This window comes from Psychrobacter sp. H27 (genome assembly GCF_059072655.1).
Map to the genome: position 1 here is coordinate 2,679,033 of NZ_JCACRX010000001.1, position 22,888 is coordinate 2,701,920.

General features: G+C 43.6%; 18 protein-coding genes, 2 tRNA genes and 2 rRNA genes. 13 read left to right on the forward strand and 9 right to left on the reverse strand.

The genetic code is table 11. The annotated features are described in order from the left end of the window. Nucleotides 1-129: 129 nt before the first annotated feature. From AC5JPY_RS11095 to AC5JPY_RS11130, 8 genes are all read left to right on the forward strand, one after another. Nucleotides 130-2,985: ribosomal RNA gene (locus AC5JPY_RS11095) — 23S ribosomal RNA — on the forward strand. 146 nt (nucleotides 2,986-3,131) lie between these two features. Continuing rightward, nucleotides 3,132-3,245: ribosomal RNA gene (rrf, locus tag AC5JPY_RS11100) — 5S ribosomal RNA — on the forward strand. A gap of 289 nt (nucleotides 3,246-3,534) precedes the next feature. Next, entirely contained in the window at nucleotides 3,535-3,975 is a 441-nt protein-coding gene (locus AC5JPY_RS11105; protein WP_493852464.1) for a thiol-disulfide oxidoreductase DCC family protein, read from the forward strand. Next, a complete protein-coding gene (locus tag AC5JPY_RS11110; protein ID WP_493852465.1) occupies nucleotides 3,962-4,312 on the forward strand; it encodes a DoxX-like family protein in 351 nt (116 codons plus the stop codon). The genes AC5JPY_RS11105 and AC5JPY_RS11110 overlap by 14 nt, the downstream gene beginning before the upstream one ends. A 305-nt stretch (nucleotides 4,313-4,617) precedes the next feature. After that, complete coding sequence (locus AC5JPY_RS11115) at nucleotides 4,618-4,917, forward strand: hypothetical protein (protein WP_493852466.1); 300 nt, start codon at nucleotides 4,618-4,620, stop codon at nucleotides 4,915-4,917. A 230-nt stretch (nucleotides 4,918-5,147) separates the two neighbouring features. Beyond that, complete coding sequence (locus AC5JPY_RS11120; protein ID WP_319049890.1) at nucleotides 5,148-5,492, forward strand: nucleotide-binding protein; 345 nt, start codon at nucleotides 5,148-5,150, stop codon at nucleotides 5,490-5,492. Next, nucleotides 5,493-5,999 (forward strand): hypothetical protein, encoded by a 507-nt coding sequence (locus AC5JPY_RS11125; protein WP_319049891.1) that lies wholly within the window; start codon nucleotides 5,493-5,495, stop codon nucleotides 5,997-5,999. Nucleotides 6,000-6,153: 154 nt separating this feature from the next. Further along, entirely contained in the window at nucleotides 6,154-7,080 is a 927-nt protein-coding gene (locus tag AC5JPY_RS11130; protein ID WP_493852467.1) for a hypothetical protein, read from the forward strand. A 23-nt stretch (nucleotides 7,081-7,103) separates the two neighbouring features. Here AC5JPY_RS11130 and AC5JPY_RS11135 read toward each other — a convergent pair whose 3' ends face one another. Further along, nucleotides 7,104-7,241, reverse strand: a complete 138-nt coding sequence (locus AC5JPY_RS11135) for a hypothetical protein (RefSeq protein ID WP_493852468.1) — start codon at nucleotides 7,239-7,241, stop codon at nucleotides 7,104-7,106. A 205-nt stretch (nucleotides 7,242-7,446) separates the two neighbouring features. Between AC5JPY_RS11135 and AC5JPY_RS11140 the strand changes: the two genes are divergently transcribed. From AC5JPY_RS11140 to AC5JPY_RS11150, 3 genes are all read left to right on the forward strand, one after another. After that, on the forward strand, nucleotides 7,447-7,860 hold the full coding sequence (locus AC5JPY_RS11140) for an OsmC family protein (protein WP_319049894.1): 414 nt from the start codon (nucleotides 7,447-7,449) through the stop codon (nucleotides 7,858-7,860). A 1-nt stretch (nucleotide 7,861) separates the two neighbouring features. Continuing rightward, on the forward strand, nucleotides 7,862-8,326 hold the full coding sequence (locus AC5JPY_RS11145) for a flavodoxin family protein (RefSeq protein ID WP_493852469.1): 465 nt from the start codon (nucleotides 7,862-7,864) through the stop codon (nucleotides 8,324-8,326). A 100-nt stretch (nucleotides 8,327-8,426) separates the two neighbouring features. Then, the gene (locus AC5JPY_RS11150; RefSeq protein ID WP_493852470.1) at nucleotides 8,427-9,086 is read left to right on the forward strand and encodes a DUF938 domain-containing protein; all 660 of its coding nucleotides are present in this window, start codon (nucleotides 8,427-8,429) and stop codon (nucleotides 9,084-9,086) included. Between the two features lie 102 nt (nucleotides 9,087-9,188). On the opposite strand, the gene AC5JPY_RS11155 is transcribed toward AC5JPY_RS11150, so the two are convergent. Beyond that, nucleotides 9,189-9,980 carry a dienelactone hydrolase family protein gene (locus AC5JPY_RS11155; RefSeq protein ID WP_493852471.1) on the reverse strand — a complete coding sequence of 264 codons (792 nt, stop codon included), beginning with the start codon at nucleotides 9,978-9,980 and terminating at the stop codon, nucleotides 9,189-9,191. Between the two features lie 425 nt (nucleotides 9,981-10,405). Between AC5JPY_RS11155 and AC5JPY_RS11160 the strand changes: the two genes are divergently transcribed. Both AC5JPY_RS11160 and AC5JPY_RS11165 read left to right on the forward strand, forming a co-directional pair. Continuing rightward, complete coding sequence (locus AC5JPY_RS11160; RefSeq protein WP_493852472.1) at nucleotides 10,406-12,493, forward strand: catalase; 2,088 nt, start codon at nucleotides 10,406-10,408, stop codon at nucleotides 12,491-12,493. 302 nt (nucleotides 12,494-12,795) lie between these two features. Further along, the gene (locus AC5JPY_RS11165) at nucleotides 12,796-13,584 is read left to right on the forward strand and encodes an MBL fold metallo-hydrolase (protein WP_319049899.1); all 789 of its coding nucleotides are present in this window, start codon (nucleotides 12,796-12,798) and stop codon (nucleotides 13,582-13,584) included. 69 nt (nucleotides 13,585-13,653) lie between these two features. Here the strand turns inward: AC5JPY_RS11165 and AC5JPY_RS11170 are convergent. From AC5JPY_RS11170 to leuS, 7 genes are all read right to left on the reverse strand, one after another. After that, nucleotides 13,654-13,729, reverse strand: a tRNA-Lys gene (locus AC5JPY_RS11170). Between the two features lie 197 nt (nucleotides 13,730-13,926). Beyond that, nucleotides 13,927-14,002 (reverse strand) — tRNA-Lys (locus tag AC5JPY_RS11175). 195 nt (nucleotides 14,003-14,197) lie between these two features. Then, nucleotides 14,198-16,147 (reverse strand): MacB family efflux pump subunit, encoded by a 1,950-nt coding sequence (locus tag AC5JPY_RS11180; RefSeq protein ID WP_493852733.1) that lies wholly within the window; start codon nucleotides 16,145-16,147, stop codon nucleotides 14,198-14,200. A 260-nt stretch (nucleotides 16,148-16,407) separates the two neighbouring features. Further along, a complete protein-coding gene (locus tag AC5JPY_RS11185; protein ID WP_319049900.1) occupies nucleotides 16,408-17,730 on the reverse strand; it encodes an efflux RND transporter periplasmic adaptor subunit in 1,323 nt (440 codons plus the stop codon). 331 nt (nucleotides 17,731-18,061) lie between these two features. Then, a complete protein-coding gene (locus AC5JPY_RS11190) occupies nucleotides 18,062-19,135 on the reverse strand; it encodes a DNA polymerase III subunit delta (protein WP_493852473.1) in 1,074 nt (357 codons plus the stop codon). Nucleotides 19,136-19,321: 186 nt separating this feature from the next. Beyond that, on the reverse strand, nucleotides 19,322-20,029 hold the full coding sequence (locus AC5JPY_RS11195; protein ID WP_493852474.1) for an LPS-assembly lipoprotein LptE: 708 nt from the start codon (nucleotides 20,027-20,029) through the stop codon (nucleotides 19,322-19,324). A gap of 50 nt (nucleotides 20,030-20,079) precedes the next feature. Then, complete coding sequence (gene leuS / locus AC5JPY_RS11200) at nucleotides 20,080-22,779, reverse strand: leucine--tRNA ligase (RefSeq protein ID WP_493852475.1); 2,700 nt, start codon at nucleotides 22,777-22,779, stop codon at nucleotides 20,080-20,082. Between the last annotated feature and the right edge of the window lie 109 nt (nucleotides 22,780-22,888).

Genomic DNA, 22,888 nt, shown 5'->3' on the forward strand with positions numbered 1-22,888 from the left:
GTTGTTATCCCAGGGGTGAGTTATTAAAAAAGTAAAGAGAACTGAATCAAGCGTATAAACATAGGTGATATCGTTATCATAATTAGAGTGTATGACACTTTGGAGTCGAAAGACTACTTGGGGTTGTATGGTCAAGTAATGAAGCGCACATGGTGGATGCCTTGGCAGTCAGAGGCGATGAAAGACGTGACAGCCTGCGATAAGCTTCGGGGAGGCGGCAATATCCTGTGATCCGGAGATTTCTGAATGGGGAAACCCACTTACCATAAGGTAAGTATCCTAATTTATTAGGAAGCGAACGAGGGGAAGTGAAACATCTCAGTACCCTTAGGAATAGACATCAATTGAGATTCCCCTAGTAGCGGCGAGCGAACGGGGAGAAGCCGATTAGTACTAATGTAGAAGAACAGCGTGGGAAAGCTGACCGTAGTAGGTGATAGTCCTGTATTCGAAACATTAGCATTAACATATTAAGTAGAGCGGGGCACGAGAAATCCTGTTTGAAGATGGGGGGACCATCCTCCAAGGCTAAATACTCCTGACTGACCGATAGTGAACCAGTACCGTGAGGGAAAGGCGAAAAGAACCCCTGTGAGGGGAGTGAAATAGAACCTGAAACCGTGTGCGTACAAGCAGTGGGAGCCTACTTGTTAGGTGACCGCGTACCTTTTGTATAATGGGTCAGCGACTTATGTTCTGTAGCAAGGTTAACCGTTTAGGGGAGCCGTAGGGAAACCGAGTCTTAATAGGGCGATTAGTTGCAGGGCATAGACCCGAAACCGAGTGATCTATCCATGAGCAGGTTGAAAGTGCCGTAACAGGCACCGGAGGACCGAACCCACTGTCGTTGAAAAGCCAGGGGATGACTTGTGGATAGGGGTGAAAGGCTAATCAAACTCGGTGATAGCTGGTTCTCCCCGAAAGCTATTTAGGTAGCGCCTCGGACGAACACCATTGGGGGTAGAGCACTGTTTCGGCTAGGGGGTCATACCGACTTACCAAACCGATGCAAACTCCGAATACCGATGAGTGATATCCGGGAGACACACAGTGGGTGCTAACGTCCATTGTGGAGAGGGAAACAACCCAGACCGCCAGCTAAGGCCCCAAATTCCTAGTTAAGTGGGAAACGAGGTGGGAAGGCATAGACAGCTAGGAGGTTGGCTTAGAAGCAGCCATCCTTTAAAGAAAGCGTAATAGCTCACTAGTCGAGTCGGCCCGCGCGGAAGATGTAACGGGGCTCAAACTAGGAGCCGAAGCTGCGGATTTGAATTTGTTTTCAAGTGGTAGGGGAGCGTTGTGTAAGCCTGTGAAGGTGTGTTGTAAAGCATGCTGGAGGTATCACAAGAGCGAATGCTGACGTGAGTAACGATAATGCGAGTGAAAAGCTCGCACGCCGGAAGATCAAGGGTTCCAGTCCAACGTTAATCGGGGCTGGGTGAGTCGACCCCTAAGGCGAGGCCGAAAGGCGTAGTCGATGGGAAATCGGTTAATATTCCGATACTTGTTTATAATGCGATGGAGGGACGGAGAAGGTTATGTCAGCCTGGCGTTGGTTGTCCAGGTGAAAGGATGTAGGTTTATAGCTTAGGTAAATCCGGGCTATTTTATACCGAGATCTGATAGCAAGCTGTACTTGTACAGCGAAGTGGCAAATACCATGCTTCCAGGAAAAGCTTCTAAGCAATAGTTATAAACGAATCGTACCCTAAACCGACACAGGTGATCAGGTAGAGAATACCAAGGCGCTTGAGAGAACTCTGCTGAAGGAACTAGGCAAAATGGTACCGTAACTTCGGGAGAAGGTACGCTGTTGGTGGTGATAGGACTTGCTCCTTGAGCTGCTGGCAGTCGCAGATACCAGGCTGCTGCAACTGTTTATTAAAAACACAGCACTCTGCAAACACGAAAGTGGACGTATAGGGTGTGATGTCTGCCCGGTGCTGGAAGGTTAATTGATGGGGTTAGCGTAAGCGAAGCTCTTGATCGAAGCCCCAGTAAACGGCGGCCGTAACTATAACGGTCCTAAGGTAGCGAAATTCCTTGTCGGGTAAGTTCCGACCTGCACGAATGACATAATGATGGCAGCGCTGTCTCCAGCAGAGACTCAGTGAAATCGAAATCGCAGTGAAGATGCTGTGTACCCGCGGCTAGACGGAAAGACCCCGTGAACCTTTACTACAGCTTTACATTGAACTTTGACCTGACTTGTGCAGGATAGGTGGGAGGCTTTGAAGCCGAGACGCTAGTCTTGGTGGAGCCAATCTTGAAATACCACCCTGGTCATGTTGGGGTTCTAACTCAGGTATAACAATACCGAGGACAATGTATGGTGGGTAGTTTGACTGGGGCGGTCTCCTCCTAAAGAGTAACGGAGGAGTACGAAGGTGCGCTCAGACCGGTCGGAAATCGGTCGTAGAGTATAAAGGCAAAAGCGCGCTTAACTGCGAGACCCACAAGTCGAGCAGGTACGAAAGTAGGTCTTAGTGATCCGGTGGTTCTGTATGGAAGGGCCATCGCTCAACGGATAAAAGGTACTCTGGGGATAACAGGCTGATACCGCCCAAGAGTTCATATCGACGGCGGTGTTTGGCACCTCGATGTCGGCTCATCTCATCCTAGGGCTGAAGCAGGTCCTAAGGGTATGGCTGTTCGCCATTTAAAGAGGTACGCGAGCTGGGTTTAGAACGTCGTGAGACAGTTCGGTCCCTATCTACCGTGGGCGTTGGAAATTTGAGAGGATCTGCTCCTAGTACGAGAGGACCAGAGTGGACGAACCACTGGTGTTCGGGTTGTCATGCCAATGGCATTGCCCGGTAGCTACGTTCGGATGGGATAACCGCTGAAAGCATCTAAGCGGGAAGCCCACCTCAAGATTAGATTTCCCTAAAGAGCCGTTCAAGACTAGGACGTTGATAGGCAGGGTGTGGAAGCACAGCGATGTGTGTAGCTAACCTGTACTAATTGCTCGTTTGGCTTGACCATACAACACCCAAGTGGTTTGTATCAAGTCTAATTATCTGTCATAGACAGAACATTTCGATATCACCTTTAACCTTGATTCAGTTAGGTTAAGTGATACTTAGTCAAATAAGTAAAACTATAAAACAGACTCATATCTAACCCCCTTTGCTGACGACAATAGCGCGATGGCCCCACCTGATCCCTTCCCGAACTCAGAAGTGAAACATCGTTGCGCCAATGGTAGTGTGGTTCGCCCATGTGAGAGTAGGTCATCGTCAGCTCTCTATTCTAAAGTAAAAGCCCCCTTTGCTAACGCAAAGGGGGCTTTTCTTTGTTTGTCTTTTTTATCTTTAATATAGTCATTTCATTAGCTAATGCTACTTAATCACTTTCTCTATCTATATTTCGTATTATTGCGTCTCTTGTTTTCTGATTTTTTTATTCATTTAGTTTTAGCTATCTATTATTAGAAATTATCAGACTACACTCTACTTTTATATTTAGATTGTTGCTTATGCATATTAGTGTTAAATTTACTCAACAATAAGTGGTTATTTGAAAGAGTAAAAAATGAGTACTGATAAACTCCCTCCCAATGTTGGTGTCTCAGATAAAGTCATTCTTTTCGATGGCGTTTGTAAGCTATGTAACGTATGGAGTAATTTTATCCTTAAGTATGATAGCAAGCAGACCTTCAAATTGTGCAGTGTGCAATCAGAAGAGGGCCAAGAAATACTGCTTTATTTTGGGCTACCTACTGACGATTATGAAACCATGCTCTATGTAGAAGGTAACCAGTCCTTCCAAAAGAGTAATGCTTTTTTTCAAGTAATGTCAAAATTAGGTTATCCATGGAAAGGAGTTTGTATTTTTAAGATTATTCCAACACCTATACGAGATTGGATGTATGATTGTATCGCATTGAATCGTTATCGTCTGTTTGGTAAATATGACTACTGTGCTTTACCATTGCCAGAGAATGAGGCACGTTTTTTAGATGCAAAAAGATAAGCTTGCTCATGTCTCGTTCATTAGCAGAGTTCTATTAGGGTTTTTATTTATCTATCACGGCTTGGTGCCCAAGATATTATGGTTGAGTGCAGTTGAAGTACACTTGGTCTCGACTAGTGATCTTGGTGTACCTGCCAAAATAGTCTTGGGTTGTGCAATTATATTTCTCAATAAGTCTAACACTCCTGTGTATATAGCCGCGACTATTCTACTCTTGCTACTACTCTTTGTAGCTGTAGCAAGTCCAATGTACTTGATAGGTGCATTTAATCCCGTTACGACCAATATTCTAGGTCTGGGTTTTTGCTATCTGATTTTATTTATAGATAAGACATAAATAGTAACCAAAATAGGTGCAAATTCATCCGAGATTTTATATGTTGAAAAGACATGTCAATATACAGCACACGTTGTATTCTATAATTTAGTCTAATTAAAGTAATACTATAAAAAGAGAGTGAAATGGACATCGAGCAAGAATTTTCAGAGAAAGTTCAAGGATATCTATATTGACTCACCGCGAGTATAAAACCAGTTTTAAAAGAACTAATCGAATATGATTATCCAAAAGAAGTAATCAGTCTAGAGTTTGAAATATTTGCCGATGGATTCACACAAGGGTTCCCAGTCAGGGCTTTTTTTATGGATGCAAATGATTCTGAGCACTTCGTTTACATCAACGGTGAAGCCCAATATCCTTCGCCTGTTGATCCAGAGTTATTGGAGATAGAGTATGTCTACCCTTATGAGCTTGAAGAGAAATATACTAATCAGGATGAAGATTTTGACCCATGGAGTATCGCCATTGATGAGCTTATTCAGTGGTTTTCGGAGTGCTGGAGAGAGATGGGTGGAGAGTCGTTTCAGCTAAAAGCAAATATTATGCCTCATGATAATGATGAGGTGTATAACCTCGTAGACAGTAAGTGGGAAGAACGGTAGAAGCATAAGAAGGTAGAGGACATTATGCTACTAAAGGGAGGCCTAAAGAGATTGCTGAAGTAGTCTATTAGCGGGTTTAAGGTAAATCCTTTCTTTATCAAATTGAAAAGGAGATTGTCTTTATCTAAAGTTTGGCTTTCAAAAATACTCATGTTTTAAGAAGATGGTAGATCATACATTTTAGCATTAATACTATCTACAATTGTAAGTTAATAACCTTTTAGGAACTAATGAACTATGGAGATTATGAGTTGAGAAAACCACGATTATTTATTGCCTCCTCGGTTGAAAGTCTCCAAATTGCCGAGGCTGTTAATGCCAATCTTGATCATGACTTTGAAGTTACTATTTGGACAAATGGTGCTTTTAAACTATCGTCTTCAACGATTGAGGATTTAGTAGAAAAATCATCGACTGTAGATTTTGCTTTGTTTATCTTTGCACCTGACGATATTGTTACGATCAGAAACAGAAATGAGCATGGGGTCAGAGATAACGTGATATTCGAAATGGGTTTGTTTGTTGGCGCAATTGGAAAATCTCGCTCTTTTATTCTAAAGCCACGTGGTGTATAAATGCACTTACCAACTGATTTATTAGGAGTAACTCCTGCAGACTTCGATGCGAACCGTTCTGATGAAGATTTAGTTTCTGCAACTAATAGAGCATGTTTTTTGATTAAATCTGAGGTAGAGAGATTAGAAATTATAAATTACGCTAGTCTTTCAGAATCTAGAGCAATTATTGCTAATCCTGTGAGCTATAATCTAAAGGAACAGGATTATAAGCTTTTAGCGTCTTGTCTCCAAAGTCGTATTGCTGATCCTATCGGTTTACCTTTTCATAGAATATTTAATAGTTTTCGTGAAACGAATGAAGCCGTTGTTCAACTATCACTAGTTAAATTGGAGCGTATGGGACTAATAAGTAAATCTATAGAGATGGATCATCAGGATGGTTACGATTTTTATGCTTATTCAATTACTGAGTTAGGTGTAGATGAGCTCTTGAAAAACGAAGATATTCTTCAAGCTAAAGTTTCTAAACTAGCAAATAATTTTAACAGCGATGTTCCGTTTTAAATTTAATAAAAGGTTGTTACTTATTCTTTTCCAGTGTATTCAAGATCAGTCATAAATTTCAATATATAAATAAGGTCATCTTTTGAGTTTATACAAGTATTCCTATAGCAATAGCAGAAATTATTTAAAAAATCCCACTGATCATTGGAAAATGATGAACTTTAAAGGGCAAGTATATGAAGCCTCTTTCGTTGAGTATATTGTTATCAATATCTGCAAATTTTCTGAAATAGGATTGAACGTTGTTGCAAAAGGGCCTTATGCCTCAAAAAACAGTAGTAAACATATAACTACAGGCTTCTACTGTGATTCGAAGGGGAGTATTTTATACAATAGTAATAAAATATCTCTTGCCGAATTTGACTGTATAGTGATAGGTGAAAGTGAAGTTTTTATTTACGAATGTACTTTATCCAATACTCCGACAAGCGTGAGCAAACTTAGAACAGAGGGTTATCGGAAAATAACTCTTTTAGAAAAACTATTTCCTCATAAAAAAGTAACTTGTATAGTGGTTAGTAACGAACTTAATATGATTACTGAATTTAAAAACATGGATGGGTTTGATGGACTACTCTATACCATGCCTTTAGTTGATCTTCCTAACCTAGCTAAGGAATCTAAACTAGGGAAGATAGCCAATAATAATAAAATGACGTCAACCGTAAGCTTAAATAATGATATGGTTATATTCGACTATATTCAGGAGTTTAATGCAATTAATCTGTCATTGCTCCGGTACAGCTCTTTTGCTTCAATTAGAGAAAGGTTACTATCTTATAACGGGTTATTTCCAAGGTTTTATTGGGGAAAATTGCGTGCTATTTACTTAGGAGAAGACTTTACTAAAGTAAGATCTGATTATGTGATAGTAGCTATTAATTTTTCAAATATAAATTCGCCGGTAATCAGATACTATTTTTTGGAGAATAAAAGCAATAAGGTATATGAGTGTTCTAAGCCCGACAAAGCACTCAATAAGATGAAATCTAGTAGAGCGGAAATTATCAAAATTAATGATAAAATTCCAGAAAAAACTATAGCTGAGTTAGAGATTCTAAAGAGAGAGATTTTAGAGTAATTTGGCAAAGTAGTAATTTTGATTCAAGACGAGTCACCCATCTCAACATCTTCTTCAAAATAAAATCCTAATTGCTCGTTTTTACGCAGTCGCATAAGCTCAATAAGCAGCTTACGTCCAGCGATAAACCTTAGTACCTCGCGTTGCTGCTCTGTCGTCATGTTATGCCATCGTTGGCGCTTGGCTTAACTGCCAAGCAACCAGAGCAATAGCCTTTTTTATTTATGTTGCAGGTACTAGTAATAATATCGAGCAATTGAATTAGTCTTAAATATGTTATTTTAAATAGTGCACTTAACTTTATAGTCGAAAAACAATATTCTATCGAGAACTAGTAGTCCGATAACAACTACCAAAGAGAACCCCATGACCACCTCAAAAGTAACCTATCAAGGTAATTTACGTACCCAAGCTATCCATTTACAGTCGAATAATCAAATCATCACGGATGCACCGACGGATAACCACGGTAAGGGCGAAGCGTTTTCTCCGACTGACTTGCTAGCGACCAGTTTGGGCAGTTGTATCTTAACGATCATTGGTATCAAAGCTGAAGCGATGGATATGGATATTTCAGGTACGACCGCAGAAGTTACCAAAGTCATGGCTGCCAAACCGAGGAGGGTAAGTGAAATACATGTAATAGTTAATTTTTCAAAAGCATTGGATGAAAGTACCTTAAAGCGATTTTATAAGACTGCATTGACCTGTCCGGTAAGCAATAGCTTGGATCCTGCCATTACTCAAAATTTAGTGTTTAATAATGGCACGGACGCTTAATATGCCTACTAAGACTCTCCTTATCGTTGCTCATGCACCATCGCCCAATACTCAGAAATTGGCGCAGGCGGCTTTTGACGGTGCTAATCATCCTGATATAGATATCACTGTTGTCTTAAAATCTCCGCAGGACACGCAGCCAGAAGATGTATTAGCTGCTGATGCGTTACTGCTAGGCACAACTGAAAATCTAGCGTATATGGCAGGGCTGACCAAAGACTTCTTTGATCGTTGCTACTATCCAGTGCTAGAAGAGAAGCAAGGTATGCCATTTGCGGTATATATACGGGCAGGGCATGACGGTACAGGTACCAAGCTTGCGCTCAAAACGATTACAACGGGGCTACGTTGGTCATGGATTCAAGAGGCGTTGATACTACAAGGCGATTGGCAAGACAGCTTTGCTGAGCAAGTAGAAGAGCTTGCTATGACGCTGGCCGCTGGGGTAGAGGCAGGTATTTACTAGTTATGAGTTGTTTGGCGGCCACTAGGTCAGTCTTAGACAATGCTTGTTAATCTACTGCTATTAATGTCGGAAACGTGATAGATAGGCTGGGAGGGTAGTAATGCATGACGATAATATGGACAGTGATCATCTCAATAACAAAGTAGATATTTCTACCTTGCCGTTTTCTCAAGCCTGTGAAAATAATAAACAACCTATTTTAGAAGTACTTCAAACAGAGCTACAAGGCTTTAGTCATGTATTAGAAGTTGGCTCTGGAACGGGACAACATAGCGTTTATTTTGCGCCTAACTTGCCTGAGATACAGTGGCAAACGAGTGATGTGATCATTAATCATCGCCATATAGTCGCTTGGCACGACGCTTACCCTGCACCTAATTTATATTCGCCATTGGCATTTGATTTGAATACAGATGCGATACCTTTCAGCAGTCGTGCAGACAGACCCTATGATGCGATATTCACTGCCAATACCTTGCATATTATCAGTTGGAGTTTAGTCGAGCACTTATTTGCATTGGCTGGTGATGCGCTACCTGTTAATGGCAAGCTGATTGTATATGGTCCATTTAACGAGCATGGTACATATACTAGTGAAGGCAACCAACGATTTGATACGATGCTAAGAGCAGGCAACGCTAAGAGCGGTATTCGGAATAAGGAAGACGTAGTCCATTTAGCAAATTCGCATCACTTGAAATTTATAAATACTTATACGATGCCCGCTAACAATCAGCTCTTGGTATTTCAAAAACATTGAATACTAAGTAACTGATGCTGCAAAAAAACACCTCAATAGATCGCTATCAGATCTTAATTGAGGTGTTTTTTTGCGTCTACTTATTTAATTTATGCAGCTATATTACTTATATTCTTCTGCCAAAAAGTCCAAGTAGCGTTTCCAAGAGCGCTCATCGGCACGAGCATCATATCTGTCGCTACCAAATACGCTAAAGGCATGTGGCGCGCCACTGTATGTCACCATTTCATGCGGTATCTCAGCTGCTTCTAATGTCTTACCCAAAGTGGCGAAGCTCTCTAGCGAGACTGATTGGTCAGCAGATCCATGAAATACTAAAATCTCTCCAGTGGTATTGTCATAGCTCTGACCTGTTGGCACCTCAAAGGCACCGTGGAAGGGTACAAAGGCTTTTTGCTCAAAGCCTGAGCGTGCGAGCTCTAACGCTACCGTACCACCAAAGCAATACCCCATAGTCGTGCCTTTACGCACATCATTACCTTGTAGTTGTCCTGCTGTTAATGCCCCTGCCAATATGCGGCGCATCTTGTTACGGTCATCGTATAGCTCTCCTGTTAAACGCTTGTTTTCTTCAACAGAGGTAGGACGAATGCCTTGCCCAAACATATCTGCTGCCAGTACGTTATAACCTTCAGCTGCCAACATGTCAGCGCGTTTGCGCTCATAGTCAGTTAAACCATCCCAATCATGAATCAGTAAGATAAAAGGCGCGTTAGCCTTATCTGCTTTGGCGTAATAACCTTCGTAAGTTTGGTTCTCCACTGTATAAGTAACATTTTTGGTGGTGATAGCAGCAGCCGTTTGACTGACTGTTAATGCCATCAAACCCATTGATGCACCCATTAATAATGAGCGATAAGGTTTTTTGGATGCAGAGCTGAAAGTTTGTAACATGGTAGGTGGCCTTATAGTTATATAAATTAGTCATATGAAAAGATAAATATAAGGCTAAAACTATGCCAATGTATTTATCGATTGTCTCTAATACTCCCCAAAAGCATACCTGAAACAATAACTATATTACAAGATTCTATTGTTAACGTTGATGCATCGCTAAGATAGCTTAAAAATACGAATTTATGATGACTGCAAACCTTAACCAAACATCAACAAGGTTCATCACCTACGCAACTTAATTTTTGGGTAGTATAAGCCGTATGCCTTTTATTCTTTTATGTTTTTTAATAATTGGTCATACAAAACACAGAGAAATAACCGACATATGAAGTCACTATTATCTCAAAGGAATCAGCACCCTGTGTAAACCTATTTCTAATGGTCCTATAAGAGACCATTTTACTTATTAGCTAGGATTTTTTATGAATAAGAATATCGATCATACCGACCCAGCAAAGGACATGAATACTGAGCGCGGCAATGGAGGGGAAACCCATCAACGTGCAGGCGACGACACCAAGGTTTTGACCACCCAACAAGGCGTGGCTATTGGTGACAATCAGAACTCACTAAAAGCAGGCGAACGCGGTCCTACTTTGCTAGAAGATTTTGTACTGCGTGAAAAAATCAACCATTTTGACCATGAGCGTATCCCTGAGCGTATCGTCCATGCACGCGGTAGTGCCGCCCATGGTTACTTTGAATTGACTGAATCGTTAGAAGAATATACGACTGCCAAGATTTTGACAGAAACTGGCAAGCAAACCCCATTGTTTACTCGTTTTTCGACAGTTGCTGGTAATAAAGGCTCAAAAGATACGCCACGTGATGTACGCGGGTTCTCTGTAAAAGTATACACAGAAGAAGGTAACTGGGATATCGTTGGTAACAACATGCCGATCTTCTTTATCCAAGATGCTATCAAGTTCCCAGATTTGATTCACGCCGTAAAACCTGAACCAGATCGCGGTTTCCCGCAAGCGGCATCTGCTCATGATACGTTTTGGGATTTTGTCTCGCTGAGCCCTGAAACCATGCACAATCTGATTTGGCTTATGAGTGATCGCGGACTACCACGTAGCCTACGCATGATGGAAGGTTTTGGTATTCATAGCTATCGCTTAATCAATAAAGAAGGTAAGAGCACGTTTGTACGTTTCCATTGGAAGCCAGTATTGGGCGTGCAGTCGACCACATGGGACGAAGCTGTAAAAATCTCTGGTGCAGATCCTGATTATCATCGCCGTGATTTGTTCGAGTCTATCGACAATGAGATGTATCCTGAATGGGAATTTGGGGTGCAGTTGTTTACGGAAGAGGAAGCAAACAACTTCCCGTTTGATCATCTAGATGCGACCAAGCTTATTCCTGAAGAAACCGTACCTGTAAAGATCATCGGTAAAATGGTCTTGAATCGTAATGTAGATAATTTCTTTGCAGAGACAGAACAAGTCGCATTTTGCCCATCACATGTCGTGCCAGGTATTGATTATAGTAACGATCCACTATTGCAAGGGCGTCTGTTCAGCTATTTAGATACGCAGTTGTCACGCTTGGGCTCACCGAACTTTGCACAGATTCCAATCAATGCACCAAAATGTCCGTTTGCTAATAATCAGCAAGATGGTCATATGCAAATGCAAGTGCCTAAAACGCGTGTTATGTACGAGCCACAAAGCTTGGATCCAACACGTCCACGTGAAAGCGTTAAACGCGGATTTGAATCGTTCCATGAACGGTTGGACGATGGTGTAAAAGGTCGCGTAAGAGCAGAGAGTTTTGCAGATCATTATAGTCAACCACGTATGTTCTATCGCAGCCAGACAGCGACAGGACAGGCACACATTGCCTCTGCATATGCGTTTGAGCTGGGTAAAGTAGATACCGCGCATGTACGTACTCGTACCCTTAGCCATTTGCGTCATATCGATGAAGATTTGGCCAATCGTGTGGCCACAGCGCTAGGTATGGACCTACCAGAGCCTGCAGATGCTGCGGCACCTGTACAAGACTTAGGTACTTCTGAGGCTGTGCAGACTATCGGTATCAGTCCTAAGAGTCTAAAAGGACGTTTGGTTGGTATTTTAGTTGCTGAAGGTTCTAGTCATAGCGAAGTTGCGAAGTTTGAAAAGGCGGCTGTCGACGCTGGTGCTAGTGTCAAAATCGTCGCTCCTAACAAAGAAGTGACGTTAGACGATGGCACGAAGATCCAAACTGACGAGCGTTTGGCTGGTGCTCCTTCTGTACTCTTTGATGCCATTGTCAGTATTATTATGCATCCACCAGCTAAGAAATTGGCAATGGATAGCGCGGCGTTAGACTGGTTCAATGATGCTTATGCACATTGTAAAGCGATTGCTTATTGCCCTGCGACCGAAGAGCATATTTTGAGCAAATTACCTATCGAAAAAGATGCATTTGTGACGCCGCTTGATAATGTAGATGGTTTTATCGAAAACGCTAAAACTCGTCTATGGGAGCGGGAGCCAAAGGTACGTGACCTCGCGTAATTATATATAGCGCACTGGGCATGTCTCAGTAGAGGTAGGGGCAGCTATTATTTGAACCATACCTAAAGCGCTATAGAACAGTCATATCGAATGTTGTCTCAAACCCAGCCAAAGTGCTGGGTTTTTGCTTTTTGCATTTAGGATTATGATTGACAAGGCCATTTTTGCTTAGCTATTTATAGGCGTTTTTATAGTCACAAGCGTTCACTCAAAGGCATTTTATTTGGAGTGGTGGGCGCTATACTAAATAAGGTTTACGATATACAAACTTATAAGAATAATGAATGCGCTAGGGAATGCCAATGAGTTTATGCAAAATTATACGTTTAGAGGGGTACATCCAAAGTACTTATCTTGCGGTGTATCCAGATAAAATCATGCTACTAGATGGTGGCTGCCGTGCGGACGTACCGATGGTGCTTGATTACATCAAAACGATCTTGAAGCGACCCATAACTGATCTAAAGGTAGTGGTGGTCACGCACATGCATCCTGATCATGCTGGCGGTGCACGTAAGTTTCGGCAAAAGACCGGTTGCCTCATCGTCTCATCTGACAAAAAAGGTCAATGGTACGGCGGTATTGGGGGACGCGCGATGCACTTCGTAGATATACATCTGGGATACTACGTGGCCAGACGTCAAGGACGCCAATTCAAAAACCTATACTACTCTGCAAGTCTCAAACCAGATATAACGGTTACAGATGGCGATCTGGTCCCGGAGTTTGATGAGTGGCAGGTATTGGAGACGCCGGGGCATACCGATCGTGATTTGTCGTTGTTTCATCTGCCCAGTCGCCAAGTATATACGGCTGACTTAATAATCAAATTGCGCCATAAGTTCGTAGCACCTTTTCCTGTCTACAGCCCTGTAGACTATGTGCAGTCACTAAAGAAAATAAAAGCATTGAAGCCGTCAATGGTGCTTATGGCGCATGGTCGAGAGTTGGCAATGAGTACAGCAGAGTTTGATGCCTTTATTGCTCAAGCGCCTAAACATCCACGTACCATCAAAGACACGATCAAGCACAAACTACTGTGGCGCAGAAAGGATAAGTCTCGACTTTTTAAGCGTAAATCAGACAAGTGATTGTAGATAGATAAAAGCGCAGACAAAAAAAAGCCCAGTTACTATTATAGTAACTGGGCTTCCTAAATATGGTGGGCTGTCCGCGACTCGAACGCGGGACCAATTGATTAAAAGTCAACTGCTCTACCAACTGAGCTAACAGCCCTGAGTAAGGATTAAATGAAGTATTGCTTCATCTGAGTGCAAGAGAATCTATATTTCGTAAATTCTAAAAACACTATATCCAAACTAGGTTTGCATTTTACTGCAAGTAAAAATTCTAGTTAAAGAATTTTTTAAAACTTACCTTTATTAATCTACTGCCGGATAGGGCAGAACGATCAATAAAGATTAAACTAAATATGGTGGGCTGTCCGCGACTCGAACGCGGGACCAATTGATTAAAAGTCAACTGCTCTACCAACTGAGCTAACAGCCCTAACGTTTAAAGTGTTTGTATCCCTAAACGTGAGAGCACATTATATATATAATTATGACAATTACAACCCCGAACCATAAAAAAAGTGTAAATCTCTTATAAAATTGCTTATTTATTTAAGTTTCTTTGGATTTTAGGGGTTATGTCGGTATTGATACGCTTTAGATTTGGCTAAAACGTATCAACAAGTGATAATTAGTCTCGAGATAGTGCTTCTACTGGGTCCAGTTTGGCTGCATTGCGAGCTGGTAAGAAGCCAAAAACAACACCAATCAGGGTAGAGCAAACGAAAGCGGCAATAATCGAGGTCGGTGAGTAAATGACTTTAAAGTTGTCACCGCCGACACTATTGATCAACTCACCAATGGCAAAGGCCAGTCCGATACCAATGAGACCGCCCAAGATGCAGACCAACACCGCTTCAATCAAAAATTGCTGCATGATATCGCTTTGGCGTGCACCGACCGCCATACGTACGCCAATCTCATTGGTACGCTCAGTGACAGAAACCAACATGATATTCATCACCCCGATACCGCCAACTATCAACGAAATAACCGCCACGGACGAAATCAATAAAGTCATCGTTCCTGTCGTCGACTCAATAGTCTGACGAATAGAGTCAGAATTTCGTATTTGAAAATCATCTTTGCCATGGCGACTCTCTATGAGATCAGAGATGGCAGTCTCGGCGGCGCTCGAAGAAATGCTATCGTCTAACAAAGCCACAAAGCGGTCGATATTGGTACTACCAGTAATACGAGACATGACGGTGGTATAGGGCATGTATATGGTAGGTGTGGTGACATCTGGACCAAAACCACCATCACTTTCTTCAAGTACTCCAATCACGCGACCTGGCACACTACCAATCAAAATCACTTCACCGATAGGGTTGTCAGCATCAGTGAAAAAGGTTTGCTTGGCATTGTCATCAATAATGATATCTTGGCTACGTAAGTTGATGCTCTTTGCATCAAACCCTTGACCCAATGCCAATGTCTCACCAGTGACCTCTAGATAGTCTTTACCAACGCCGTTGACGGTAGCGTCCTCTTGTACACTACGATAGCGCACACTAGAGCTTGCATTGACTTGTGGACTGACGCTGATGATATAAGGCTGATTGCCCACAGCTTGGGCGTCCTCTGGCGTAAGATTATCATCATTATAACGTCGTCTAGGATCGCCTCTAGGATAGCCGTCATTGACAGTGATAGTGTTAGTACCAAGAGAGCTGATATTAGCCAGTATTTGCTGCTGAGAGCCTTGCCCGAGACCAACGATAGAGACTACTGCTGCGATACCGATAATGATACCCAGCATGGTCAATAGGGTACGCATTTTGTGCGCGCGCATAGCCAGCAAAGACATCTTGAAGGCTTCAAGCAGGCGATCGACAAAACTGCCAAACGCGCTTTTGCGATGACCACCCAAAATAGACTCTGGTTGTTTCTGCGTATGCTTATAATGCTCTGTCTTATAATCAGCAATGACATAACCGTCTTTAAGCTCAATTACTCGCTCAGCTTGAGCTGCAAGCTTGGGGTCATGAGTCACCATGATTATTGTATGACCCTGTGCGCTCAGATCATGCAATATCGCCATCACATCTTCGCCGGATTTGCTATCCAAAGCACCAGTTGGCTCATCTGCCAGAATAACATCACCACCGTTCATCAACGCGCGAGCAACAGAAACACGCTGCTGCTGTCCACCTGAGAGCTGATTGGGACGGTTATTAACTTTGTTACCAAGTCCTAAGTCTGTGAGTAGCTTTTCGGCACGGTTGGTACGCGCCTCAGTATCCATACCTGCATAAACAGCGGGAACGGCAACGTTATCCTTGGCGCTGATATCACCAAGCAGATGGTAACGCTGGAAAATGAAGCCAAAATGCTCGCGGCGTAGTTCTGCTAACTGATCAGCGTCCAGCTTGCTTGCTGACTGACCATATATTTTATAATCCCCTGCTGTCGCTTGATCCAAACAGCCCAATATGTTCATCAAGGTGGACTTACCGGAGCCGGACTGCCCAATGATAGCGACCATCTCGCCTTGATTGATCGTCAGATTGATATCGTGCAAGACTCTAATGGTCTGCTCACCAGCAGGAAACTCTCGGATGATACCAGACAGCTGCATAATTGGCTTATCAGCATGTGTGTCATTGTTGTCTGGTATTACTTCTGCCGGGCTTGATTCTACCGAGTCTGTTTCTGATGAGTTGGGCGAGCTATCAACCGATTCGTACGACTCTGAGTCTTTATGCGGGTGACCGTCAGGCGATGGTTTAGAAGAGTGAGGTATAGTCATAGCAATGTCTTCAATAGAGGGTAGTCAGTGTCGCAGTACAGGGCTCTTTTGCTTGAGCCCTATATCAATCAACAGATACAAAGAACAAGTTACATTCGCGGTCCACCAGGTACGCGGCCGCCTGAGTTATTAGCACTTTCTTCACTGATGATGACTTCTTCGCCTTCTTTTAGACCACTTAAGATTTGTGCATTTACTCGGTTATCAATACCGACTTCTACAGTACGCTCTTCTACAGTTCCGTCATCTTTTAGTACCCGTACAAACTTACCGGTGGCTGCACTACCTTTTTCTTTGCCTTTAGAACGCTTTTCTTGTATCACTGTTGACGGTACTAAAAGCGCGTTTTTGGCTTCATTGACAATGATATAAATCTGCGCGGTCATATCAATACGAAATAAACGGTCAGGGTTTGGAACCTCTACATAGCCAACATAGTAAATCGCAGCATCCGTTGAACTGGTGTCACTGATTTGCTCAGGAGCTGGTTCAATCGCAGTCAAAGTTGCATCATATTGCTGATCTGGATTACCTATAATATTGAAATAGGCGGGCATGCCAGCACTGACGTTAATAACATCGGCTTCAGAGATTTGAGCATTGATACGTACTGTTGATAGATCAGCAAGCGTTACCAAGGTTGGCGCCGTCTGATTGGCATTAACAGTGGTACCTTGTTCTGTCGTGATGGAGACTACCGTACCTGATATAGGGGCGCGGATGGTGGTGTAGCTGAGATCTTCTTCTGCGGTACTGACATTGGTACGTGATTTACGTAGGGCTGCTTGTTGACTGTTGATGTTTGCGGCTGTCGTTGCAATGGCCGCCTTTGCGGTATCGATAGCCGCACGTGCATTGGCAACGGCTGCCTTTGCGGTCTCGACACTGGTCGCTTGGGTGTCATATTCTTGCTGTGAGATCGCGTCAATAGCGACTAAACCTTGCAAGCGCGCAAAATCAGACTGTGCTTGCTTGAGCTCAGACTGACGACTGGCAAGATCGGCATACGCGCTTTTTAGTGCTGCTTGTTTGCTGAGCGCTTCTGCTTGCGCGCTTTGCAATGCTGCTTCGCTCTGCTCGAGGCTGGCCTGCTCATTGCTCAGGCTATTTTTTTGGGTGACCTGGTCAATTTGGGCGATCAAATCGCCTTGCTTTACTTCATCGCCCACTTCAACGTACAGACGTTTTACTTCACCAGATACCTGCGCCCCTACATCGACAGTATTTAAGGCTTTGACCTTGCCTGAAGCCATGACGTTATTTTCAATATCGCCAATCTCAGCCGTCGCAGTCAGGTAGTTGGGGGTGGTTTCTTCTGGTTTTAAGAAGGTATAGGCTAAAGCCCCTAGAGCTATGACGACTAAGGCGATAACGCCCCATTTGATAGCAGACTTTTTGCTCATTTTGCGCATGACAACAATCCAATCACAATTAAATCAAGTGTAGACATAGTAGAGACTTCATATGCAAAAGGGAATGGTAATTAGTTTACGAAAGGTTAAGGTAGACATCGTGGAGATAACATGACAGTAAGTGAATGACTAGGAAGGTATGGATATTAGATGGGTAACACTTGAGGAAGATAGCGTGCTGTAGAGGGAGGCGGGGTAGTATAGCTATCTCTATAAAGAAGGTAATAAAAAGTGATATTTGATGACTATGACTATGATTACGAGTAGAGGTAGAAGTACAGATACAGGCTTGATGGTTGGAGGTTTGACGACTAAATATTATTTAAGGATATCAGCGCATTGCAAATAAGCGTTTACCTGCCAATTCTAACGCTGCTTGCAATAGCAGCTCCCATGCTGGCTGGCGAACAAGGCCTTTGATAGCTTGGTCGCAGCGATAGAGTAGAGCTGGCCATTCAGCAGTTTGGGACTGTGTTTGACGACGGTAGGCTTGTTGGTACAGCCCCTGCTTACTACGCCAGATACCAAGCGCCTGAGGATCTTGTCCATCCATCAGCTGTATGATCTGGCGCATGTCTTTACTGATTGCCCAAAGCACCAAGGTAGTCGGCTCATCGGTTGCCTTTAACTGAAACATGATTTTGGCAACTTGCGTGCTATTACCCGCGAGCATAGCATCAGACAAATCAAACACACTAAATTGAGCATCACTGACTAAAGCGGCTTGTAGGTCTTTAATGTCCAATGCCATATTGTTCGTTGGTTGTGGAGCATTACTCGGAGGTTCGCTACTTTCATTATGAGCAGTTAATTGCGGTGCGAACAGATATGACAATCGCCATAACGTTTGGTAGGCACTGAGTAGATGGTGCTCAGTATGAGACATCAGAAGTTGCCACGCTTCTTGCGACAGTCGTAACCCAAATTTTTGCGCCTGTATTTGTAATAACTGCTGACGCTGCTGCTCATTGTATAAATTGCAGTCAATGACAGTGCCATATTTTGCAAAAGGAGCAAACCATTTGCTGCTCTGACTACGTTTGTCTTGTTTGGGTGTCAGCCACAACAAACTATGACTGCCTGCGTTTGTCTGCGCTTCAACGGCAAAGCGTTCTAGCTCAGCAATGACGGCTTTATCAGGTTTATGATTGCCCGTCACGATCAAAGCGCTAGCATCATCGAATAGAGACTGACTGCCAAGCTCTGATAGCACCTCTTGCCAGCTTTTGACGGATATCAGCTCGATACGTTTTATGGCGTAGTTTTGCGCGCGCCAATGCGGACGAAGCGCATCAATCAGCCATTGACTGAGTAATGGCTCATCACCATGCGCCAGCCACAAGCCCGCTACCGCAACTGAAGGTTGCAGTAGTTTTGGATAGGCTTGTATAAAGGTATCTTGCATAGAGTGATAGGACACAGGTTGGTAAGCAGGTGATAGCATTTGCAATAATGCAGTAATATAACGAGCGCTTTCGAATCTGCTTAGCTGACTAACTGGCTCATTAACTAAATATAGTACGTACGCTCGTTATTATTCATACTTAAACGACTGCAAATGGTATGGCTTAATAATAGTATTGATTAAAGGCTACTTCTTGGGTACGACAACAACCGTCGGAGTTACGCCTTTACTTGTTAATACAGATTGCTTGGTAGTAGATTCGACTTTTGGTAAAGAGATCGCCACGTATTGATCGGTAATACGGCGCGCTAAGCTGTCATAGAGCCAATCACGAATCTGATCGCCTTGCTGGTCATCGGTACTGACAGAGGCTTCATTGTACTGGTAGCTGCGCTCGACTTGAATCGGATTGGTAAGGGTGACTGGCTTGCCGTTCTCAATCGTTTGGTAGCTGACATCTGCTGAGAGTACCAAACGAATCTCTGTCAATACACCAACCAATTCATAACGTTTAAAACGTATGTTTCGGATATCGATCGCTGCAATCGTTTTAGTACCTGCTTGCTGATTACTACGAACCACATCGTCGACGCTCATATTATCAATGACGTCGACCCCCAACGTCGTTAGGCGACGGGTCAATGGTAATTTTAGAGGAAATGAGGTGCGATTGTCTTCGATAATGACGGCTGTTTTGCTTGCATTGAGTAGCATCGGTGTGTCATAACCGCGCAGCTGAAAACCGCAGCCACTTAGACTCGCAGCTGCACCTACTATGGCAAACATAGGCAATGCTGCAAGTACTGCTGTCGCAAGCTTACGTCCACCAAATGGTTTTGTAGCAATGTACTGTGCACTTGGTTGTGACTGCTCAGCTCGATGTTTATATGACATAAACGCTATCCTCATATGATAAAAAGGCTTAGAACACTAAGCCTAGGCGACTAGCCTACAACCACGATATTAACCAGCTTATTAGGAACAACGATTTCTTTTTTGATCTCGCCTGTGATGAATTTTGCCACGCTATCCATCGTTCGAGCCTGTGCTTTTAATTGCTCAGGATCGCTATTGGGTGCGACATCCATCTTACCGCGCATTTTACCATTGACCTGCACGATCATCGTAATCGTATCTTGTACCAGCGCGCTGTCATCAACAGTTGGGTAGTCTAGAGTCAAAGTGTCAAGACCTAGCTGCTCAAGCAAATGCTCACCAACATGCGGCGCATAAACAGACAGCATAATCAGAAGGTTGGTCAGCGCTTCATGCTTAACGTGTAGCTCTTGCTCGCTACTGGCGTTAAAAGCCGTCAATTCATTAGCAAGTTCCATCAAGCTTGAGACTGGGGTGTTGAGTGCCAAACGATTACCCAAATCACTATCAATCTTAGCGATGGTTTCGTGCGTTTTACGGCGTAAGTTCTTGGCTTCTTTGCTCAGTCCCTCTGTGCTTAAGGTCGCACTATTAAGCGTATCAATACTGATGCCAGCTGTTGTTAGCGCTTGTATATGGTCGTTAGCAATACGCCATACTTTTTTCACAAAGTTATAAGGGCCTTTTAACGCATCATCTGACCATTCAAGCGTCTGGTCTGCAGGTGCGGTAAATAGCGTATATAAACGAACCGTATCAGCACCATATTTATCAATGGTGATTTGCGGGTCGACGCCATTGTTCTTCGACTTAGACATTTTTTCGATTTTGCCAATCGTGACTGGTTGACCATCTAACTTCAAGATGGCTTTAATCGGCTGACCACGTTCATTGAAGTCAATATCGATGTCTTCTGCAAAGTAATAAGTGGTACTGCCATCTGCATTGACGCGGTAGAACGTACCAGCGAGTACCATGCCTTGCGTCATTAGATTAGCGAACGGTTCGTCACCAGTGACTAAGTTTTCATCACGCATGAGCTTGTGGAAGAAACGAGCATATAGTAGATGCATCACCGCATGTTCGACACCGCCCACGTATTGATCGACAGGCAGCCATTTATTGGCAGCAGACTTGTTGACCATGTTTTGCGCATCCGTTGGGCTAGCAAAGCGCGCGTAGTACCAGCTTGACTCCACGAATGTATCAAAGGTATCGGTCTCACGCTCAGCAGGGTTGCCACACTTAGGACACGTGGTGTTCACAAACTCTGGGATATTTTTGAGTGGGTTACCGCGACCATCAGGCACAACATCAGTCGGCAGCACAACAGGCAAGTCTTGCTCTTCAACAGGCACCGTACCACAATGCTCACAGTTGATCATTGGGATAGGGCAACCCCAATAACGCTGGCGAGACACGCCCCAATCCCGCAAGCGATATTGGATTTTTTTCTTGGCAAGCTCTTTTGGTTCAAGCTTGCTCAGCATTGCTTCAAACGCTTGCTCAAAATCTAAACCATCAAACTCACCTGAGTTAACCAAAGTATTGCGCTCGGTATAGGCAAGATTGACCTCAGTATTAACATCAGTATCGTTTGCTTTGGCATCCGCTTTAGCGTCGTCAAAATAGCCATCAGGCGTATGGATAACTTGCTTGATCGGTAGGTTGTACTTCACTGCAAACTCGTAATCGCGCTCATCATGAGCTGGTACTGCCATGACCGCACCTGAGCCATAGCTCATCAACACATAGTTAGCGACCCACACAGGCACTTCTTCGCCAGTCAGCGGATGGGTGACGGTCAGACCAGTGTCCATACCGATTTTTTCGGCTTTAGCAAGATCGGCTTCAGCCACTGAGCCTTTTTTACAAAGCGCACAGAACTGAGCGATTATCTCATCATTTTCAGCAGCGTACTGGGCGAGTGGATGCTCTGCTGCAACGGCGACATAAGTCACGCCCATTAAGGTATCAGGACGAGTAGTGAACACATCTAAGGTGTTTTCTTCACCAGCAAGCTCATAAGGGAAGTGGACTTCCATACCCGCACTACGACCAATCCAGTTGCGCTGCATGGTCAATACTTCAGACGGCCAGTGACCCTCTAGCTGATCCAAATCATCCAATAGCTCATCAGCATAGTCAGTGATGTTGAAGTAATACATTGGGATGTCGCGTTTTTCCACTGCCGCGCCACTACGCCAGCCTTTACCGTCGATGACTTGCTCGTTTGCCAAGACAGTATTATCAACTGGATCCCAGTTGACTGTTGAGAGCTTTTTATATACCAAGCCTTTTTTGTACAACTGCAAGAACAACCACTGCTCCCACTGATAGTACTCAGGGCTGCAAGTGGCAAACTCGCGTGACCAGTCAATAGACAAGCCAAGTAGTTTAAGCTGTGCGCGCATGTTGTCAATATTGGCAAACGTCCACGCAGCAGGCGGAGTTTGATTGGCAATCGCGGCGTTTTCAGCAGGCAAGCCAAAACCATCCCAACCCATTGGTTGCATGACCTCATACCCTTTGAGACGATAATAGCGGCTTAATACGTCAGAAATCGTATAGTTACGTACATGACCCATGTGTAGCTTGCCGCTTGGGTAAGGGAACATCGACAGCATGTAACGGCTTGGTTTGTCGCTTGGCTCATTGCTGACTTCAAAGCGCTTATCAGTGGCCCATTTGGTTTGCTGTGCGGCTTCTATCGCTTGCGGGTTGTAATAATGGTTATCGGTTTGGTCTGCTGTCACGGCATTGCTCATAGTCGGCTCGAAATTGGTTGATACTGATTTATTTAATACGGATTTGTTTAATACTGATTAAAATAGGTGGAATTTGACAATGCCATAGCATAGCGTAATTTGGCAAAAA

Bases quoted from the DNA above. Each gene is read 5' to 3' on its own strand.
- AC5JPY_RS11105 (WP_493852464.1), top strand. From the start codon at position 3,535: ATGAGTACTGATAAACTCCCTCCCAATGTTGGTGTCTCAGATAAAGTC.
- AC5JPY_RS11110 (WP_493852465.1), top strand. From the start codon at position 3,962: ATGCAAAAAGATAAGCTTGCTCATGTCTCGTTCATTAGCAGAGTTCTA.
- AC5JPY_RS11115 (WP_493852466.1), top strand. From the start codon at position 4,618: ATGGATGCAAATGATTCTGAGCACTTCGTTTACATCAACGGTGAAGCC.
- AC5JPY_RS11120 (WP_319049890.1), top strand. From the start codon at position 5,148: ATGAACTATGGAGATTATGAGTTGAGAAAACCACGATTATTTATTGCC.
- AC5JPY_RS11125 (WP_319049891.1), top strand. From the start codon at position 5,493: ATGCACTTACCAACTGATTTATTAGGAGTAACTCCTGCAGACTTCGAT.
- AC5JPY_RS11130 (WP_493852467.1), top strand. From the start codon at position 6,154: ATGAACTTTAAAGGGCAAGTATATGAAGCCTCTTTCGTTGAGTATATT.
- AC5JPY_RS11135 (WP_493852468.1), bottom strand. From the start codon at position 7,241: ATGACGACAGAGCAGCAACGCGAGGTACTAAGGTTTATCGCTGGACGT.
- AC5JPY_RS11140 (WP_319049894.1), top strand. From the start codon at position 7,447: ATGACCACCTCAAAAGTAACCTATCAAGGTAATTTACGTACCCAAGCT.
- AC5JPY_RS11145 (WP_493852469.1), top strand. From the start codon at position 7,862: ATGCCTACTAAGACTCTCCTTATCGTTGCTCATGCACCATCGCCCAAT.
- AC5JPY_RS11150 (WP_493852470.1), top strand. From the start codon at position 8,427: ATGCATGACGATAATATGGACAGTGATCATCTCAATAACAAAGTAGAT.
- AC5JPY_RS11155 (WP_493852471.1), bottom strand. From the start codon at position 9,980: ATGTTACAAACTTTCAGCTCTGCATCCAAAAAACCTTATCGCTCATTA.
- AC5JPY_RS11160 (WP_493852472.1), top strand. From the start codon at position 10,406: ATGAATAAGAATATCGATCATACCGACCCAGCAAAGGACATGAATACT.
- AC5JPY_RS11165 (WP_319049899.1), top strand. From the start codon at position 12,796: ATGAGTTTATGCAAAATTATACGTTTAGAGGGGTACATCCAAAGTACT.
- AC5JPY_RS11180 (WP_493852733.1), bottom strand. From the start codon at position 16,147: ATGCAGCTGTCTGGTATCATCCGAGAGTTTCCTGCTGGTGAGCAGACC.
- AC5JPY_RS11185 (WP_319049900.1), bottom strand. From the start codon at position 17,730: ATGCGCAAAATGAGCAAAAAGTCTGCTATCAAATGGGGCGTTATCGCC.
- AC5JPY_RS11190 (WP_493852473.1), bottom strand. From the start codon at position 19,135: ATGCAAGATACCTTTATACAAGCCTATCCAAAACTACTGCAACCTTCA.
- AC5JPY_RS11195 (WP_493852474.1), bottom strand. From the start codon at position 20,029: ATGTCATATAAACATCGAGCTGAGCAGTCACAACCAAGTGCACAGTAC.
- leuS (WP_493852475.1), bottom strand. From the start codon at position 22,779: ATGAGCAATGCCGTGACAGCAGACCAAACCGATAACCATTATTACAAC.